This is a genomic window from Shewanella frigidimarina NCIMB 400 (genome assembly GCF_000014705.1).
Taxonomy (GTDB): Bacteria; Pseudomonadota; Gammaproteobacteria; order Enterobacterales; family Shewanellaceae; genus Shewanella; species Shewanella frigidimarina.
The window spans coordinates 1,347,553-1,366,780 of sequence record NC_008345.1 but is presented as its reverse complement, the minus strand read 5'-3'; the positions used below and the strand labels follow the sequence as shown (position 1 = coordinate 1,366,780).

At 41.0% G+C, this 19,228-nt stretch carries 17 protein-coding genes and 1 tRNA gene; 8 read left to right on the top strand and 10 right to left on the bottom strand.

Annotation, left to right across the window (positions count from 1 at the left end; translation table 11 throughout):
- The first annotated feature begins 17 nt into the window (after positions 1–17).
- From flgA to SFRI_RS05965, 3 genes are all read left to right on the top strand, one after another.
- The gene (gene flgA / locus SFRI_RS05975; RefSeq protein ID WP_011636632.1) at positions 18–725 is read left to right on the top strand and encodes a flagellar basal body P-ring formation chaperone FlgA; all 708 of its coding nucleotides are present in this window, start codon (positions 18–20) and stop codon (positions 723–725) included.
- Positions 726–799: 74 nt separating this feature from the next.
- Positions 800–1,129: a flagellar biosynthesis anti-sigma factor FlgM gene (gene flgM, locus SFRI_RS05970; RefSeq protein WP_011636631.1), complete on the top strand. Its 330-nt coding sequence runs from the start codon at positions 800–802 to the stop codon at positions 1,127–1,129.
- Positions 1,130–1,231: 102 nt separating this feature from the next.
- Positions 1,232–1,705: a flagella synthesis protein FlgN gene (locus SFRI_RS05965; RefSeq protein ID WP_011636630.1), complete on the top strand. Its 474-nt coding sequence runs from the start codon at positions 1,232–1,234 to the stop codon at positions 1,703–1,705.
- A 156-nt stretch (positions 1,706–1,861) separates the two neighbouring features.
- On the opposite strand, the gene SFRI_RS05960 is transcribed toward SFRI_RS05965, so the two are convergent.
- From SFRI_RS05960 to SFRI_RS05945, 4 genes are all read right to left on the bottom strand, one after another.
- Positions 1,862–2,422, bottom strand: a complete 561-nt coding sequence (locus SFRI_RS05960; protein WP_011636629.1) for a chalcone isomerase family protein — start codon at positions 2,420–2,422, stop codon at positions 1,862–1,864.
- Positions 2,423–2,502: 80 nt separating this feature from the next.
- Positions 2,503–2,982, bottom strand: a complete 480-nt coding sequence (locus SFRI_RS05955) for a DUF2947 domain-containing protein (RefSeq protein ID WP_011636628.1) — start codon at positions 2,980–2,982, stop codon at positions 2,503–2,505.
- Positions 2,983–3,194: 212 nt separating this feature from the next.
- A tRNA-Arg gene (locus SFRI_RS05950) sits at positions 3,195–3,270 on the bottom strand.
- Between the two features lie 203 nt (positions 3,271–3,473).
- The gene (locus SFRI_RS05945) at positions 3,474–4,682 is read right to left on the bottom strand and encodes a flagellar assembly protein FlgT (protein ID WP_011636627.1); all 1,209 of its coding nucleotides are present in this window, start codon (positions 4,680–4,682) and stop codon (positions 3,474–3,476) included.
- 269 nt (positions 4,683–4,951) lie between these two features.
- Here SFRI_RS05945 and SFRI_RS05940 point away from each other — a divergent pair, with 269 nt between their 5' ends.
- Positions 4,952–5,662, top strand: coding sequence for a FlgO family outer membrane protein (locus tag SFRI_RS05940; RefSeq protein WP_011636626.1), 711 nt, complete (start codon positions 4,952–4,954; stop codon positions 5,660–5,662).
- Entirely contained in the window at positions 5,659–6,105 is a 447-nt protein-coding gene (locus SFRI_RS05935) for an LPP20 family lipoprotein (protein WP_011636625.1), read from the top strand. The genes SFRI_RS05940 and SFRI_RS05935 overlap by 4 nt, the downstream gene beginning before the upstream one ends.
- Positions 6,106–6,188: 83 nt before the next feature.
- On the opposite strand, the gene SFRI_RS05930 is transcribed toward SFRI_RS05935, so the two are convergent.
- Positions 6,189–7,121, bottom strand: a complete 933-nt coding sequence (locus tag SFRI_RS05930; RefSeq protein ID WP_011636624.1) for a DUF6268 family outer membrane beta-barrel protein — start codon at positions 7,119–7,121, stop codon at positions 6,189–6,191.
- A gap of 133 nt (positions 7,122–7,254) precedes the next feature.
- Positions 7,255–7,905 (bottom strand): TetR/AcrR family transcriptional regulator, encoded by a 651-nt coding sequence (locus tag SFRI_RS05925; RefSeq protein WP_041412836.1) that lies wholly within the window; start codon positions 7,903–7,905, stop codon positions 7,255–7,257.
- A 244-nt stretch (positions 7,906–8,149) separates the two neighbouring features.
- Between SFRI_RS05925 and SFRI_RS05920 the strand changes: the two genes are divergently transcribed.
- The 3 genes from SFRI_RS05920 to SFRI_RS05910 all read left to right on the top strand — a co-directional run bounded on the left by SFRI_RS05920 (position 8,150) and on the right by SFRI_RS05910 (position 14,486).
- Positions 8,150–9,271: an efflux RND transporter periplasmic adaptor subunit gene (locus SFRI_RS05920; protein ID WP_011636622.1), complete on the top strand. Its 1,122-nt coding sequence runs from the start codon at positions 8,150–8,152 to the stop codon at positions 9,269–9,271.
- The gene (locus SFRI_RS05915; protein ID WP_011636621.1) at positions 9,268–12,333 is read left to right on the top strand and encodes an efflux RND transporter permease subunit; all 3,066 of its coding nucleotides are present in this window, start codon (positions 9,268–9,270) and stop codon (positions 12,331–12,333) included. Before SFRI_RS05920 ends, SFRI_RS05915 begins: the two co-directional genes overlap by 4 nt.
- Positions 12,334–12,479: 146 nt before the next feature.
- Positions 12,480–14,486 (top strand): methyl-accepting chemotaxis protein, encoded by a 2,007-nt coding sequence (locus SFRI_RS05910; RefSeq protein WP_011636620.1) that lies wholly within the window; start codon positions 12,480–12,482, stop codon positions 14,484–14,486.
- 244 nt (positions 14,487–14,730) lie between these two features.
- On the opposite strand, the gene SFRI_RS05905 is transcribed toward SFRI_RS05910, so the two are convergent.
- The 4 genes from SFRI_RS05905 to SFRI_RS05890 all read right to left on the bottom strand — a co-directional run bounded on the left by SFRI_RS05905 (position 14,731) and on the right by SFRI_RS05890 (position 18,383).
- The gene (locus SFRI_RS05905) at positions 14,731–15,180 is read right to left on the bottom strand and encodes a host attachment protein (protein ID WP_011636619.1); all 450 of its coding nucleotides are present in this window, start codon (positions 15,178–15,180) and stop codon (positions 14,731–14,733) included.
- 363 nt (positions 15,181–15,543) lie between these two features.
- Positions 15,544–15,654, bottom strand: coding sequence for a cytochrome bd-I oxidase subunit CydX (gene cydX, locus SFRI_RS21220; RefSeq protein WP_011636618.1), 111 nt, complete (start codon positions 15,652–15,654; stop codon positions 15,544–15,546).
- Positions 15,655–15,671: 17 nt separating this feature from the next.
- Positions 15,672–16,811 (bottom strand): cytochrome d ubiquinol oxidase subunit II, encoded by a 1,140-nt coding sequence (cydB, locus tag SFRI_RS05895; protein ID WP_011636617.1) that lies wholly within the window; start codon positions 16,809–16,811, stop codon positions 15,672–15,674.
- Positions 16,812–16,826: 15 nt separating this feature from the next.
- Complete coding sequence (locus SFRI_RS05890; RefSeq protein WP_011636616.1) at positions 16,827–18,383, bottom strand: cytochrome ubiquinol oxidase subunit I; 1,557 nt, start codon at positions 18,381–18,383, stop codon at positions 16,827–16,829.
- Positions 18,384–19,228 lie beyond the last annotated feature (845 nt).

Below are 19,228 nucleotides of genomic sequence, written 5' to 3'. Positions count from 1 at the left end.
AAGCTAGTATCTTCATTATGAAAGTATTTTTTTTATGTTTTTTGTGCTCAATAACATTTTCTTTGCCAGCATTTGCTAGCGAAGAAATAATCACACCTTCCCTATCGACCATTTATAAGTTAGCTAAAGAGGCGGTAGCCAAAAAAATTGATGCCGACTCAAAAGCTAAAGTGCAAATAACCCCACAAAATCTTGAGGGCCGTATCAGCCCACCAGCCTGTTACCCGCCGATTAATGTTGAACTTGCCAGTGAACGAGCTATTAGTCGAAATAACATGGTAAAACTCAGCTGCAATAGCCCAGACTTTGATTATCCATGGCAAATGTATCTCTCTGTTCGAGTCGAAATACAATATCCTGTTGTGGTTGCTAACCAACTATTGTCCCCAGACCAAATTATTGGCGAACATCATTTACAAGTTATGTATGTTGACCAATATAGCTTAAAAGGTCAGTTTTTTTCCGACATTACGACATTAATTGGCTCACGAGTGAAACGCCGGGTAGCGAAAGACTCTCCAGTATTAAGTAATAACCTGTGTTTTGTTTGCAAAGGTGACACTGTTTCTATCTATGCAAAAACCACTAATGTAGAAATAAAAACCCTTGGGGAAGCACTGCGAGATGGCAATATCGATGAGGTTATCAGAGTAAAAAACAGTAACACTAGCAAACAATTTGATGCTGTTGTAATTGGCGTTGGCGAAGTTGAAGTAAGAATGTAAAATAGCGTTAAAGTTTTTTCCTGGGGTGCCGATAGCCTGATTGGAAAACCTGATTCATTACGCTGGAGCCTACCATGGCAATTGACATTAAGCATAACACTGCTACCAATACACAAATGCGCACTGCACGTGACACGCAGTCTGCTACGCAATCTACAACTACTGCAGCCCCAAAATCAGCTGCACCGGTTAAAACAGATTCCGTTAGCATTACCTCTCAAGCTCAACAGCTTCAGAGCGCGCAAACAAAAATGGCATCGTTACCAGAAGTCGACCAAAAAAAGGTCGCTGAAATTAAGCAAGCAATCTCTGAGGGACGATATAAAGTTGACCCAGAAAAACTTGCGGCGAATATTGCCAGCTTTGAAGCAGAGCTAGGCGGTTTATCGTTTGACAGAGAGTAACCGTTAAACGTTACTCTTTAATTTGTTTTAACGACACACAGATAATTAGGTGCAAACTTGCATCATAGAGAAGTGTTAGTTAAGAAAACCTAAGAGTAATTTATGACAGAGTTAAACCAGCAATTACATAAGCAAGCAAGCGAAGAACAGCGCAAAGAGCTACACCAACTGCTTGATAACCAAAATCAGACATTAGTGCAGCTGAAATCGCTTATTGTTGAAGAAAAAGCGGCATTATCCAAACAAGATGCCGATAAGCTGCTGGCGCTTTCCAAAGATAAAACCCAGTGCTTATTCAATATGAAAACTACTGACGAGAAACTGGCAAACCACCCACAGCACGATCTGCTTACTACCGATGCTGAATTGGCACAACAAGTCGCACAAGCTAGAGCTATTCTCGCCGAGTGCAAAGACATCAACAGTCAGAATGCCAGCTTGATTGAGCTCAATATCGCCAGCCTCAATCGATTTGCCCAAGCATTACAAGCCAGTCGCAATGCCTCAAGCTTGACCTACAATGACAAAGGTAAAACTTCTACCATTTCAACACTAGGCAATGACTTTTCAGCCTAATAAAGCCTAGAGGCTATAAAACTTAGCAACAGCCTAGAGCGCTGCGCTGCTAGGACGCTTCGCGGCTAGAGGCTATAAAATCTTAGCTGCGAAGCTGTCCCTAGAAGCGCAGCGACCCTAGCAGGACGCAGTCCGCCCTAGAACCTAGCAGGTGATTTACTGAGCTAGCATAGCTTGGCGTAAACTTTGTTGTGCAGGCTCTTCACCTAACCAAATCTTAAGTAAAGCCTGACGAAATGCCTCTCCAGCAATATCTCCCTGAGCTATCCCATTTTTAATACTGCTCACACCCTTGCCTTTTTGTGTAACAAAAGTAAATTGATCACCTTCGACAATTTCATCTGCAAACAATTGGGTAAAATGTTCAATATCTTTGGCAATTGAGTGAGTGTCATTGTCGGTAGCACCTTCAAAACCGTCAGTAATGGCATCACGCATTTTGTCTGAAGTGATCATCCCAGAAGTAATCGTTAGCTGGATCACCGTTATCGGCTGAGCAAGCACATCTTCCAGAGTGTGCGCTTTTGTCGGCAGATATAAACTACCCACATATAAATCCATAAAAAATTTACTGCGTACACCAGCGCCATTCAATATCAATGGCTGCTCTACGACTGTCATTTGCTCTGCTACATCAACATCTGCAATCATGCTAGCTTGTGCCAACATCGGCATCATTAACGATAAGCTCAATCCAATTGAAGCTAATACTTTCATATAAACTCTCTAAAAATCTGAAATACCAACGACTACAACATCAGCCGTTTAACCAACAACCGCAACTCAAGTCGGCTAATTTAACCGCGAACGCCTAATTTATATTGGCCATTCTGTAGAAACATCAAGGCTTGCTTGTGCTTTGGCGAGATGAGTATTGGGCCATCATCAAAAAATAAAAAGCACTTCCAATTACGCACAAACACATCCCAGCGAGTTTCAACTATTTGGTACTTTTCATAACAAAAGTACACCACCGCATCATCAGGCCATTGAATATGCGCAATAATTGCTTCAGGCATCGCATTATCATTAGAATCCCATGCCGACTGCCAATGCTCCGTTGCCGCCCAAGCATCTTGCTTTATTGGCCAATCGCCTTTTTCAAACAATTCAGCACGACTACTCTTATTGCTTATCCACTTATCCCACACTTCCATGGCACTTTTATCGGTCAGTGGTTTAATCAAGGCCTTATCATCATCTGATACAGGCAAATCTTTATGGTTAAAAATCCACTTACGCTTATAAAGATCAAACGGAATATATGAATGTGACAAACAACTGCTCCTAGCAACAAAAAATGAAGCGCAATTATAGCGCTAAAGCCGATCAGACTGCGATAGCGATAGAGATAAATGATGTGATGATTTGTTAAAATATTAATACTGAAGATAAAAAGATTAATTGAAGAAAAGTCTGAATCTAGGAAAAAACGACTAAATTAAAATGAGGGTAAAAAGATTAGTAGCAAGAATTAACATAAATTATATGGTCTCCCCACAGGGACTCGAACCCCGATCGGCCGCTTAGGAGGCGGCTGCTCTATCCTGTTGAGCTATAGAGAGACCACGTGATTATACTGAGTTTATAATCGAATTAAACCTTTTATATTTAATTGCTTGATTAATAACCAACTAATTCATAATCGCCTTACTCTTATCGATTAGCACTTAGCACTTAGCACTTAGCACTTAGCACTTAGCACTTAGCACTTAGCACTTAGCACTTAACACTTAGTTTGGAACAATTAGCTTCTAGTAACCAATCATTAGTTCTTAATCGCAATGTCGTTCACTTGAATATTGTCAGCGCTGTCGATGCCGTCAAATATTGCGGTTGAGCTGTTTTCGGTAACTTGTTCGATAACCACATTGGCACGGCTTTTTGTGGCTATGGCACGCATGGAATTAAATCTGTCTGGGATATTCTTTTGTAATACGATTTGGAACTTATCACCCATTTTAACGCCATTTTTACGGCCTAAATTAATGATAATACGATCCCCTTGCCTGGCTACAATTTGGCCTAATAATGGACGACAGTTTAACTGCTTATCCAGCGACATGACGCTTTGCTGTAAAATATCGCTGATCGCCTGACCATAAGATGATCGCCAAAAGCGCTGGTTAGCAGGTGAGACGATTTCTTGTCTTTCAAATTCCCAAGGCGCTGAGGTGGCGAATGATTCTGACCACACCACTTCACCGCTGATCCCGTGGTAAAGGGTTAATTTAAATATAAACTGTCTTAGTGGATCATCCTCGACAAAGCCCATGTAACTGCTTTGAGCTGGTTCGGTCGAAATATCAATGATTTCAGGTTGCAGCAGATATTGGCTGTCGGTGATTTCGCCTAACCAACTGGGAATACGATATCCTTTAAAGTTGACCAGTTGATTGGTGTTATCAATTTTTTCATCTGCATGCAGTCGAGCAAAACTGTATCGCGACTGCGCATTGATAGCTTTACCTAATTGTTCGGTGATCCGCTCTTCAAAGTGAGCTAATTGACCATAACGCAACTGTTCGCGTTCTTGTAAATAGGCTTGTGGCAACATAATCGCGGCCTTGAGAGACTGGCTTTTACATTGAGCGTTAGGTTCTTGTTCGCTGAGTTCAAGCTGTAATACCACGGTGATGGTGTGTTGGCTGATCATTTCACTCATTAATTCAACGTTATTGGCCGATCCCATCCGCTGAATTTGAAAGGTGTCTTGAGTAAGCCGACCTTGGTTGACTTGTTGTTCACTGGAAAAGTTAACCCCGGCTTTTAAGCTAGCATAATTTAACGCTTGGCTTATGGCGTCTTCACGGGCCTTATCTATATCGCCATTAACGATTTTAGCCTTACCAGTCACTTCAATTTGTTCAGCCAATACCGACGGGGTAACACACCATGCACTTACACATAGCATTGCCATTACAGCAAGGTGATTGAAGGTTTTAATTCGGTTAGCAGGGCTGTGTCGGATCAACATACAATGTCCTAATGTCAAAAAATCGTCTATTTTTCACAATTTTGTAAATTCAATTTACTCTATTTTAATCAAAGCAAAAATTGTGCCGACTCACTATATTAGTGATTATTTTCGATGTTGCACTATTACAGTAAAGCTTTTAACGCATTTGCCGATATAAAGACACCAATAAGAAAGAGTACATAATTGGCCTTAGTTATCGATGTACAAGGCGATTAAATGACTCATTTATACCAAGACTAGCGGCATTATTTGTTAGAGGAATTATTATGATTAACAGGCTTTTTATCTCCACGGTCATGCTTGCGTCGTTATCGTTAGCGGCATGCACCCAAACGCCTAATGCTGCCAATAACCTTGCCTTTAGTAATAACGGTAAATTTGTCAAAATCGTCGACGAAGATGAGGTTTATCACGATAAGCTGGCTTATGATATTCAGGCTGCGGGAATATCACCCAAAGGCCAAGTGAATGTGTGGGCAGAAAAGTTAGTTAACGAGTTAGTGTTACAAAACGACGCCTTACGCCCAGATCAACCACTGCTGATTTCTACGCCAGTGATGACCAGTAATTTCAATACGACCAATGAATTAGCATTGCAGTTACAACAAGGGTTACTCGCGGCGTTCCACGCTCATGAATTTAATTTAGTCGATTTAAATGTGGCGACAAATTTGCGCGCCACAGAACAAGGCGAGTTTATGTTGAGCCGCAACTGGGAACTGTTACGTGCAGATTTGCCGGTATCGCATGTATTAGTGTCAACCATGACCCTAACCCCTGAAGGTATTGTGTTTAACGGCCGAGTGGTTAATGTGACTAATAATCGCGTCCTTTCAGCGGTGCAATCATTTGTAGCAGCATCGAGCTTATCGGGTTATTTACAGCCCTCTGAAATGATTGAATCACGCAATGGTTTACTGTATCGCCACGAAAATAAGGGCGACAGTCGTTACACCGTATTAGGAGATAAGCTATGAAGTCGTTGATGTTAATTATGCTATTGCTGCTAACTGGCTGTGTGAGCAAAGATAAATATGTTCAGTGGGAAACCGAAGCGCCAGCTTCATTCCCAACACTAACGGCAATTGGTTATGCCCCGTTGGCGACCCAACCCAGTAAAGAGCCATCACATCGTATTTTAATGGCGATGCAAGCTTCAAAAATTGCCGCTTACCGAGAGTTGGCTGAGCAAGTATATGGACAAAAGATTTCGGCAAATAGCGACGTAAGTGAGTGGTTATTAACTGACGACAACGTTAAGTCTAGCGTGAGTGGTATTATTCGCGGCGCTAAAGTGGTTAAGACCTACCCTTCTGGTGAATTTTATGTCACGGAGCTAGCACTCGATTTTAAGCAAGTATGGCAGTTGTACGAACAACAAAATCGCCCTAAACGCGTAAAAGAAGTTACTTACTTTTAATTGAACATTTACGCTACCTTGTTGATATAAAAATGCCGCTGACATCAGCGGCATTTTTTATTGTATGACATTAACATTTATCATTAAAACGTCAGTTTGAACACTAAACCGAATGCGGCTTGGTTTTCCATATCTTCAGTAACATCCGGATAACTTAACTCCATTTCGCCACCAAAATAATAACCAGCATACGCATTAAGACTAACATTAGTCGTTGCTTGCCAGCCTGCGCGAGCAAAGCCTACCCATTCTTCTACTTCAATGGTTTTGTCATCGTCTGCAATTAAAAAACGTTCTGTTCGCTTTGAGCTACCCACACCGAAATTCCAGTCACGGTTATACTGATAACTTAACTCTAATCCTGCAGGACCACTAAAACCAGCTTGGAACGGGTTAGCAAGTACCCACTTATCGTTTATCTGCCAACGTACGGCTAAATAAGGTACGGTGCGTACTTCTGAAATATCATTTAAATAGGCAACACCAAAGCCCAGCATATTGCCGGAATCAAAGCGGTACATGCCCGAGGCAACGACACCATAACTTTGCGCATTTGAAGATGACGCTGTATCGGCATAGGCGTATTGCAGTTTGGGTGCTATAAGGAACATCCAATGATCATCAAGACGATAAGATAACGATAAACCAGCACTGTATTGATGTATGGTTGACCAAGGTTGAATCGTTGAACGTAAAGGAGTGTTTTGGTTCATATCCCAGTCATAATCGAGATTGTCGTAGCCTAGATTTGCCCCAATTGACCACTGACGATTGAGTGGCATGCTGGCCGAAAAACTGGTCTTCCAAGCATCACGCTGTAACTGATTAGGGTTATTGCTATCAGCCCCAACATTAGCGGTACCCGTTGATGTACGAGCCACAGTGAGCGAAAATGGTGAACGTTCTGGCGCTGCTAAAGCATGCTGACTTAACAACAGTCCCGATGCTAGCAAAATTGACAACGCTGATGTACTCAATGATTTTGGCTGAATTACGTTAACGTTATAAAGCGTCATATCGATCTGCTTCCCTTCAAATAATGAGATAAGTTAGCTATTACTTTGGCTTAATTACAACTTGGATTAATAGTAACTTGGATTAATTACAATAATACTGTTATCGAGCCAATTAGGTTCAACTTTTGATGGCTTATTTTACGTCAACTTGGTGGGCTCGCAAAAACATCCCGGCAGTATCTTGTAAGTATTGTTGTCTGGTTGTCAGCAAATCACCTATTTCTAAGCCTAACTCTAGACGTAATTTTAGTTCGCCAAATAACATTAAACATAGTCTAACTGCGCTTTCATGTGGATTTTCAAAAAAGTATTCGCCATGCTCATTGACCTTTTTTAAGTAATTTCTAATCAGTCCGAGTACGTGCTTGGGGCCTGCGTCATAAAACAATCTAGACACTTCTGGGTGAGTGTCAGCTTGAGCTACGCAAGTTTTAAATACAGTCATGGTTTCTTTGCTAACAATCATTTCACCAAATTGCAGAGCAAACTGCAAAATAACCCGTTGTGGATTTGCTGCATCAATTAAGGCATCGCCAGTGAGTTGATGTACAACACATTTAGACTCAATCGCAGATACAAACAAATCATCTTTGGAGCCAAAGTGAGAGTAAACAGTTTGTTTTGATACTCCGGCATGTTTTGCTACTTCATCCATGCTGGTATTAGGAAAACCCTGATGACAAAAAAGGTCAATCGCAGACTCAAGTACTTGAGCACGCTTTTGTTCACTGCGGCTCAAACTAATCTGTTCGATATTATTAAGCGATGTGTTTTTTTTTGTCATGTTGGTTCCGTAAATTAACCCATTAAGCATAATTGAGTGTCGGGCTTACTACTCATTATTTAACGTTATAGTAACTAAAAATAGACTGGACAGTCTAGTTTTATAAAACTAGACTACTGAGTCTAGTTAACATTTAAATTACAAATTATATTTTTTGGCTAATGAGTTCGCTTATTGTTATTAACACTGCTCCTTAAGACAAATCAACATTGGCACAATATATTGCTTTGCAAGGAATAAACTTATGTACGCGTCAAAGACATTCACCCCAATCATTCGATACTGGGCGCTAGGTTTAAGCTTAATCGCATTAGGCGGTTGTGGCTCTGAGGTAAAAGAGCATTCACAAACAACTGAGTATCAAACGGTATTGTCACAACCTTTATCGTTAAGCGACCGTTATCAGCACATGCAAACTTATACGGGTACGATTCGCTCAGCCAATACCACCGGAATTGGTTTTGAGCTTGCGGGTAAACTCAATAATATCCTGGTTGATAGTGGCGATACGGTGAGTAAAGGGCAAATATTAGCGCAGCTGGATACCGATTTATTAACTGCAGAAAAGCAGCAATTACAAGCCAGTTTATTACAAACTCAAGCGGATATAGATTTAGCAAAAAGCACCTTAGTCCGTACTCAAAAATTGAAACAACAAAACTATGTGTCTGAACAGCAACTCGATGAAACCCAACAACAAGTTATCAGCTTACAAGCTAACCAAAAGCGTATAGAAGCCAGCTTAAGTGCGACCAATTTGAAAATTGAAAAATCAACTTTACTGGCCCCATTCAATGGAAAAATCAGTCAACGTTTTCATAATGTCGGTGAAGTGATTGCGCTAGGCAGTCCGGTTTTCACCTTAGTCGGTAACAGTCAGCCTTTGGCTTACATAGGTGTACCCATAGACATCGCACAGCAGTTAACCGCCGAGCAGATGGTAGATGTCCGTGTAGGTAAACAAACCTTTACCGCTAAAATTGCCGGTATTAGTGCCGAGATCAATACCGTTAGTCGTACGGTTCAGTTGCGTATTCATTTGCCTGACTCAGCCAGAGTGATTAATGGCGAAATAGCTTATTTGGCGTATCAACAAGACGTACTAGCACCTGGTTATTGGGTGCCTATGTCAGCATTAACCGATGGTGTGCGCGGATTATGGAACGTGTTGGCCTTAGTTGAGGCTGAGCAAGGTTTTTATACCATTGAACGTCGCGATGTAGAGATTATCTATACCAATGAGCAACAAGCGTATATTCAAGGCGCCATAAAACCAAGCGATTTAATTGTGTCAAAAGGATTACATAAATTGGTGGTTAATCAGAAGGTCACTCTCGCTCAATCAGAGAAAATGGGGGCATTATGATTAAAGCATTTTTAGAAAATGGCCGCCTAACCAGTTTATTTATCGCATTATTAATTGTTGCGGGATTAGGTGCTATTTCAAGCCTACCCCGCACTGAAGATCCACATATTACTAACCGATTTTCGTCTGTTATCACTCAATACCCTGGTGCATCTGCAGAGCGGGTTGAAGCTCTCGTGACTGAAGTGTTAGAGAATCAATTACGCCGCTTAGAAGATTTAAAGCTAGTCCAGTCGACTTCTCGCCCAGGGATTTCGGTTATCCAGTTAGAGTTAAAAGACACAGTCACAGAGACGGCTCCTGTGTGGTCACGCGCTCGAGATCTCATCGCCGACAGTAAATCCTTGTTGCCAATAGAAGCACAAAACAGTGTGTTAGATGATCAACTAGGTTATGCCAACACAGCCATTTTAGGGCTTGTTTGGGCAGATAATAGCCCTGTAAGAGCCGATATTCTTAATCGTTATGCTAAAGAATTACAAAGCCGCCTAAGGCTGCTCAGCGGTACTGATTTTGTTAAACTATATGGCGCACCACAAGAAGAGATTTTAGTTGAGTTAGATGGTAATAAAATCAGCCAATTGCATTTAACTCCCGCCAGTATTGCCGCTATTTTAAATAATGCCGACAGTAAAATTTCAGCCGGTGAAGTTAATAACAGCCAATTTAGAGCCTTAGTTGAAGTATCTGGCGAGTTAGATTCGCAAAATCGTATCCGCCAAGTGCCGTTAAAAGTAGACGACTATGGTCAAATTATTCGCTTGGGGGATGTGGCCAATATTAGTCGCCAAGCTAAGACTCCGGCATCGAGTATCGCCTTAATCGACAGTCAGCAAGGTGTTTTGGTGTCTGCGCGCATGCTCAATAATAATCGAGTCGATGTGTGGCAACAACATGTAAGCAGCGCCATAGATGATTTTTCAGCTAATTTACCGGCCAATATTAAGGTGCAATGGTTATTCGACCAACAAAGCTATACCAGTGACCGATTAGGCGACTTGGTGATTAATCTGTTACAAGGATTTGTGATTATTTTAGTGGTTCTGATGCTGACATTAGGACTGCGCAATGCAGTGATTGTGGCAATATCATTACCATTAACCGCATTATTTACCCTCACCTGCATGAAATATACTGGCCTACCGATCCACCAAATGTCGGTAACAGGTTTAGTGGTTGCGCTAGGTATTATGGTCGATAATGCGATTGTGATTGTTGATGCCATTGCGCAACGTCGTCAACAAGGTATGAGCAAACTGGAAGCGGTATCAAAAACCTTACACCATTTATGGCTACCCCTTGCGGGGTCGACCATTACCACCATGCTAGCCTTTGCACCTATTGTGTTAATGCCGGGCTCTGCAGGTGAGTTTGTTGGTGGCATTGCCATTTCGGTCATGTTTGCCTTACTCGGCTCATATATTATTTCTCATACCATCATTGCTGGCCTGGCGGGTCGATTCAGTCGCAGTGAAAAACCAACGACTTGGTATCAGCAAGGGATGGCATTTCCAAGAATTAGCCAAGCATTTACCGCCAGTTTACAGTTTGCGTTATCTAGGCCAATATTGACCGCCATCGTAATTGGAATATTACCGATTGCAGGCTTTTTTGCTGCGGGCAAAATGACTGAACAATTTTTCCCTCCGTCTGACCGCGATATGTTCCAAATTGAAGTCTACCTAGCCCCTCATGTCAGTATCGATAACACTCTAGAGCAGGTCAAACTGATTGATAATAAGCTGCAACAGATTGACGATATTGTCGCTGCCACATGGGTTGTTGGCGGTAATACGCCCTCTTTCTATTACAACTTAACTCAACGGCAACAAGGGGCAACCAATTACGCCCAAGCGATGATTAAAGTGACTGATTATGTCGCCGCCAATCGGTTGATTTTACAATTACAAAAAGAGTTTGATGCCCAATTTCCACAAGCACAAATTTTAGTGCGAAAACTGGAACAAGGGCCTCCCTTTAACGCTCCGGTTGAGCTGCGTATTTATGGCCCTAATCTTGATACCCTGAAAACATTGGGCGAACAAGTACGCGGAATTTTAGCCGCCACACCTGATGTTATTCACACTCGTGCAACCCTCAGTTCAGGCGCGCCAAAAGTGTGGTTACAGGTGAATGAAGACGCCAGCTTAATGAGCGGCCTAAGTTTGAGCGACATTGCCAATCAAATTCAAATGGCGACTACCGGTATTATTGGTGGCAGCATTTTAGAGCAAACGGAATCACTGCCAATTCGTGTGCGTTTAGGTGACAACAGCCGCGAACAAGCCACACGTTTAGCCGAGATCAATCTAGTTTCAGCTTCAGGCTCCGGGATTCCACTATCGGCATTGTCTTATAACGAAATCAATGTCAGTCGCGGCGCAATCCCCCGAAGAAATGGTGAGCGCGTCAATACCATTGAGGCTTATATCACCAGTGGAGTATTGCCTGCACAAGTGCTTAACGAGGTTAAAGATGCTATTGCTAATTTGTCTATTCCTGCGGGATACCACCTCGAAATAGGCGGCGAAAGCGCAAAGCGTAATGAAGCGGTAGGTAATTTATTGTCAAATATTGTACTTGTCGTCACTTTATTATTAGCGACGGTAGTGTTGTCGTTTAACTCGTTTAGATTAACAGCAATCATTTTACTGAGTGCTTTTCAATCGGCAGGTTTAGGCTTGTTATCTGTGTATGTATTTGGCTATCCGTTTGGGTTTACCGTCATCATCGGTTTATTGGGGTTAATGGGTTTAGCCATTAATGCTGCCATTGTTATTTTGGCTGAACTTGAGGATATCCCCGAGGCGCGCGATGGTAATTTAGCACTAATCATTAGTACAGTGAGCAGTTGCGGTCGTCATATTGGCTCAACCACTATCACCACCATCGGTGGCTTTTTACCTCTAATTATCGCCGGTGGCGGCTTTTGGCCGCCCTTTGCTATCGCTATTGCCGGTGGTACGCTGTTAGCCACCATGTTGTCACTGATTTGGGTGCCGGTAATGTATACCTTATTGATGAAGCCTAAAGGTAAAGATGTTAAACACTCAGTCGCGTAATGATGTAAATTTCATCAGAAATTATATCTTTCCTCGTCACACTTTCGTACTAAATAACGGATAATTAGTAGTCTTTAGATGTACATTTAAATTCGTATACCTACCTATTCAAAATTAATTTTCACAATAATTATGGAACAGTACATATGAATTATAAAAACTGGCCTATAGCAAAACAAATAGGCTCACTTGCCATATTGTCATCAATCATAATCTTTACCGCTATGTCTTGGTTTTCCTATCAATCGGCATCCACAGTATTGCATGACAAAGCAATTCAAGCGATTAAATCACAAATGCACAGTAATACTCATTTAATTGAACTGCAGTACAACAGTATGTTGGACTTAGCCAAACGAAACGCCGATGTTTTGCGTACCTTATATCCAGGACAATTCTTGATAGAGGATCGCACCGTTAAGGTGTTAGGAATTAAGACCCCAGTACTAGTCCATGATAATGAGCAAATTAATAACTCAAACAATAACGTAGATCACTTTTCGGAGCTTACAGGCGGAGTCGCTACGATATTTGCTCGCGATAATGATGATTTTGTTCGTGTATCAACATCACTTAAAAAAGCTGATGGTAATCGTGCATTAGGGACCTATTTAGGAATTAAACATCCCGGTTATCAGCGTTTAGTTAAAGGCGAAGAGTATGAAGGCTACGCCAAGCTTTTTGGTAAAGACTACATGACAATTTATCGGCCGGTAAAAGCTCCCGGAGGCAAAGTTATCGCTATTCTTTTTATCGGTTTTGATATCACCCAATCTGTTGCACAAATCCAAAAATCACTTAAACAACTGACTCTTGAAGAATCAGGTTCGTATGTCATCATCCGAAACTCTGATAAACAGATTATCTCTCATCGTGAGTTAACATCAGAAGAACCATACAATGAAACATTGCTTAATGGCCTATCGCTTGAACAAGCACTCACAGATAAAGGGAGTTGGGTTTACAGCTCCTTGTCTGATCAAGAAATGTTTTCTTATTCCGTATATATTCCCGGTTGGAATTGGACTTTGGTCGGGTTCGTTCCTGAAAAGGAATTAAGTGATGAAAGCTTAGGAATGTTAAAAATTAACGCCATATTGGCATTGCTAGGCGTGGTGATTATTTCCGTTTTACTCTTTAATGTAATTAATCGTGCAATTAAGCCTTTAAAGAACCTACAGAGGCAAATAGCTAAATTAGGCCAAGGGGATCTTTCACAAACTTTCGTTCAATGCCCTCAAGACAGTCACAATGAAGTTGACCACATCACGATAAGTGTGACCCAAACGGCTGCAAATTTAGCTGGATTAATTGAGTCCTTAAAACAGTCTGTCATCAGCTTAGAAAACCAAGCAATTCTTAGCCAGCAAACATCGAAATTGAACGGTACTGAAGCAAAGTCACTGTTAAACCAAACAGAACAAATTGCGACAGCTATCGAAGAAATGTCTTCATCTATTAAAGATGTCGCACAGAATTCGAGTCAAGTTGCCCAGCAGGCGCAAGAAATTGATAGCGCATCAAATCAAGGACATACACAGTTAACTCAGGCGGTTACAGAACTACAATCCTTGCGTGAACAACTTATTCAAAGTCAAAAAAATATTGAAAGTGTCAACAATGAAAGTCAAGCAATCAGTCAGGTTACAGAAGTCATTAATGGCATTGCAGATCAAACTAATTTACTCGCCTTAAATGCCGCGATTGAAGCAGCTAGAGCGGGAGACCAAGGTCGTGGTTTTGCTGTTGTTGCTGATGAAGTTCGCTCATTAGCACAAAGAACACAACGTTCAATTAGTGAGATAGGTGCGACTATTAACAAATTACAACAGCAAGTAGAACACACAGCCACACAGATGATCCAGTGTCAGCAACTGGGAGAGTCCTCAGCGGTACAAGCTGATACAGTTAATAATCAACTCACGCTGATTAATCATAATATCGGCGAAATGGCTATATTTTCGTCTAGTATAGCCAGTGCCACCAAACAGCAAAGTACAGTGGCAGATGAAGTGTCACGCAGCTTACATACTATTTCTACACTTGCACAAAATAGTGATGAACGGGCAACAAAAGCGGTGAGTGATTCAGAGCAATTAACTAAACTTGCGCACAGTATTAAACAACAAATAGGTGTATTTAACGTGGTTTAACTGAGTGATATTTTAGCAGACCAGTACTCCATCTATTGAGTGCTGGTTAATTATCCTAATCGCTAAATTGAGCGACAATAATTGTCACAACGAAGGTTTGAGACTTGGGTAAAACAAATTTATGTTTAATGTTATTTCACGACAGTAGCTTACGACAAAAAACAAAAATACCCCATTAAGCTGCCGACATATGAGTAAGGATGATGGCAGCTTATTAAACGAACCTAATTATCTAGATTTCAGCTTATGTGGCTAAGCTAGGCAAGATAATTGGCAACAGACCTCTAATCGAGTCGATGTCCTGCTTTACAATATCTTTGTCTATTTCCAGCGTAACAACTTTAGCAACGTTACTGCTCATTTCTTTGCGTAAGTTACCAAGAAAATGAGGAGCAGCCACAACAATCAACTGGCTAAATTTGTGTGCATTATATTCAGCCTCAAGGTATCGACAGATCTCCCGAGCAAATTCGACAGCCTCATTCTTTTTAGGCTCAGTTTTCCCCCCAACAGAATGGTGACTATTGATGGCACCTCCAGCCTGACGGCCTGGTAGATCTGAGGTTAGTTTCTGTTCATGTTGCCGTGCTTCGGGATGGATCATGCTCTTAATCTCAATTAACGTAGATTTTGCTGTTTCTGCGTAAAATAGACGTGCATATGCGCTATCCGCGACTAAAATCCAACTGCTCATTATATGTCTCCCGTTAAGTGCATTATTAACAAATTGCCATGTTTAAAAAACAGACAACTAAGGTTAATTAATTATAGACAATATTTCTGTTAACACTTCGGAATTGAGCTGTATTTTCTTGTATCTTTAAATAAAAATCTTACTTAGCAGCGGCGTGTTTATTACATATTGGGGGGACTTTTTAAAAGGCGGCAATTGAACATAAAATTGGCTTTGTTAACAGCCACTAAGTAACGAGATAATGAGTGCTAGTTTGAGTCATAAGTTAAAACCGGTCGGTTTTAGTTTTGTAAACAAGATGAATAGCAAATAAAAAACCGCTTTATTACTAAAGCGGTTTTTTCATATCAAACGATATAACGTTTATAGTTCGTTGTTACGATCCATATTTTCAGTATTCTCAAGCCATAACGCGTTGATGATACCGAATGAACACGCTAACAATACCCCTAAAATCCACGCAAAATACCACATAGACGTTGCTCCTTAATTTAGTAAAGTGAGCTTTTGTTGTTTTCAACAAACTCACGATTTAAGCGGCCGTACATCTTGTAGTAAGTCCAAATGGTGTAACTTAATACTGTGGGTACGAAGATAATAGCGGCAACTGTCATCACTTTAAGTGACATTTGACTGGCTGTAGCATCCCACATTGTTAAGCTGACATTAGGTTCTAATGATGAAGGCATAACAAATGGGAACATTGCTGCTCCACAGGTCAAAATGACACAAGCAACCGCTAGCGAACTGAAAAAGAACGCAAATCCACTACGATTTAATCGACTGGCAAAAATCACTAATATTGGCATTAATAACCCTAATACCGGGAATAGCATGGTAAGAGGATATTTATCATAGTTAGTTAACCAAGCGCCCGCTTCAACCGCTACAGTCTTAGTGGTTGGATTTGACGGACCAGCAAGGTCAAGGGCTGAGGTAATAACATAACCATCAATACCGTTTACAAGCCAAACACCAGCTGCACCAAATAGAACCACTAATAAACCACCACAAACTTGCGATACTTTAGCACTTCTAACCCGCAGCTCTCCGTCGGTCTTCATTTGTAACCATGTAGAACCTTGCATTATCACCATAGTGACACTCACAAGACCGACTAATAAACCAAACGGATTCAATAAACCCAACAGACCGCCATGATAAGTAGCACGTAGATATTCATCAAAGTTAAATGGTACGCCTTGAAGCAGGTTACCAAATGCCACACCAATGATTAACGGTGGCACAAAACTGCCGACAAATAATGCTCTATCCCATGACTTACGCCATCTTGGGTCTTCAATTTTAGAGCGATAATCAAAACCGACTGGACGTAAAAACAATGCAAATAGCACTAGCATCATTGCCACATAAAAGCCTGAAAACGATACCGCGTAGACCATAGGCCAAGCAGCAAATAACGCGCCACCAGCCGTCACTAGCCATACTTGGTTACCGTCCCAATGTGGTGCGATAGTGTTAATCATAATACGGCGTTCAGTATCATCTTTACCAATAACGGGTAACAATATACCTACGCCCATATCAAAGCCATCTGTCACGGTGAAACCAATAAACAGCACGCCGATTAACGCCCACCAAATAAATCTTAATACTTCATAATCAAACATAATCAGGTCCTCAGATTAAGCATCTTGGTTTTCGAAATGATAACGACCGGTCTTTAAGCTGCTTGGACCAAGACGAGCAAACTTATACATCAAGTAAGCTTCTATCACCAACAGGATGGTATAGAACACCGTAATCGAAATAATACTGAACCAAAGATCCGCCGTCGTTAAACTAGACGCCGACATGAATGTTGGCAGCACTTCAGAAATGGTCCAAGGTTGGCGACCAAACTCTGACACAAACCAACCAGCTTCAATGGCTACCCATGGAAGTGGCAAACTGTAAAGGGCAGCACGAAGTACCCACTTTTTCTCGGCGATTTGATGACGAGTGCTTTGCCAGAAGGCCGCAGCAAACACCAATAGCATTATCACCCCAGAGCCAACCATTAAGCGGAAACTCCAGAACATAGGGGCTACAGTAGGAATTGAGTCATAAGACGCTGCAATAATTTGCTCTTCAGTCGCATCAACCACTTTGTCGGTATAACGCTTAAGCAAGAAACCATAACCCAGGTCGATTTTGGTTGCTTCAAATTGCTCTCTAACTTCAACCGATTTATCACCAGCACGTAATTTTTCCAGTAATGCATATGCAACCATACCGTTACGAATTCGTACTTCGTGATCTTTAATAAGATCCTTAATACCGGTCACTTCTCCATCTAAAGAACGTGTCGCAATAATGCCCATCGCATATGGGATCTTAACGGCGTAATCCGTGTGCATAGTTTCTTGGTTAGGGAAACCAAATGCCGTAAAGGCTGCTGGTGCTGGCTCTGTGTGCCATTCAGCTTCAATTGCGGCTAATTTAACACGTTGGACTTCACCTACTTCATAACCTGATTCATCGCCTAACACGATGACCGATAAAATAGATGCCATACCAAAACTTGCTGCAATAGCAAATGAGCGACGAGCAAAAGGTAAATCTCGGCCTTTCAATATGTAGTATGAGCTAATAGCTAATACAAACATCGCACCAGCAACATAACCAGAGGCGACGGTATGAACAAACTTAACTTGCGCAACGGGATTAAATACCACTTCGGCAAAATTGGTCATTTCCATACGCATGGTTTCATAGTTAAACACAGAACCCACTGGGTTTTGCATCCAACCATTGGCGATCAAAATCCATAAAGCTGACATATTAGAGCCAAGGGCAACGAGCCATGTAACTGCTAAATGTTGGCGCTTACTGAAACGATCCCAACCAAAAAAGAACATCCCGACTAACGTAGACTCAAGGAAGAATGCCATTAAGCCTTCAATCGCCAGGGGCGCACCAAAAATGTCACCTACGTAATGAGAATAGTAGGACCAGTTAGTACCAAACTGGAACTCCATCGCTAAACCCGTTGTCACGCCTAAGGCAAAGTTTATCCCAAACAACTTACCCCAAAATTTAGTCATGTCTTTATAAACTTGCTTATTGGTCATCACATACAGTGATTCCATAATCGCAAGAATAAAGGCTAAACCTAGGGTGAGTGGAACAAATAAAAAATGATACATGGCTGTCAGCGCAAATTGAAAACGCGATAGCTCAACGACCTCTTCGATAATCATTGGCGACTCCTTACTTCAGTACAACCAAATACGACACAGCAACATACCGTTGCCATAATGATGATGTTATACCTGAAAACGGTCATATTGAAGCAGTGGACAACTCACCAAAGAGTGAAAAATGATAAATTAACCTGTTTGCCTATGTTTTCAAGCCCAATCCTAAACGCCCTATATCTTACGGCATATTCACTTTGTAGATCATATTTTTTAGTCAATTATGTGACCAGCATTAGATTTGGTGCATGGAGAATGTTTTATTACAGATAATCAGCCCATTAGCGTAAAGCATGTCGATTATTTCAGCAGATATTAGCTGTCAGGTTGATCACAATCATAAATGAACTTGCGATATTCAGAGTGATAACATTTGAACACGAATTTGCAACCCTCTTGAGGTATTGACAAAAAACGCATAATTGCTAGGCATAAACAGCAAGCTGACCTAATTTTAGATAAAAAGCTCAACTCACACAGATTGTTAATATAAAGTAGCAAAATACACAAAAAATTAATATTAGATAAATATTTCTATAATTTACATTTGAAGTAAAAAGAAATAAATTGTCATTTTTCAATAACATAAAAAATCATAACTATTAATTATCTTAAAACAAAACATTCAATCATTAAATAAACTAATGTCAAACATCATTTTTTCTCGTTTGAATGCACATTAGTTCAATTGTATAATTTGCGCACAGTTAAGAACACGAACACGAGTTGTGCAATCAGTCGTTGTCTTAATTCCAGTGACCTAACCTAGAGAGAATGTGCTATGACTCAATTATTCGAACATGTTGCCAACCTATACATACGTGTTTTTACTGAAATGTTTACTGCTA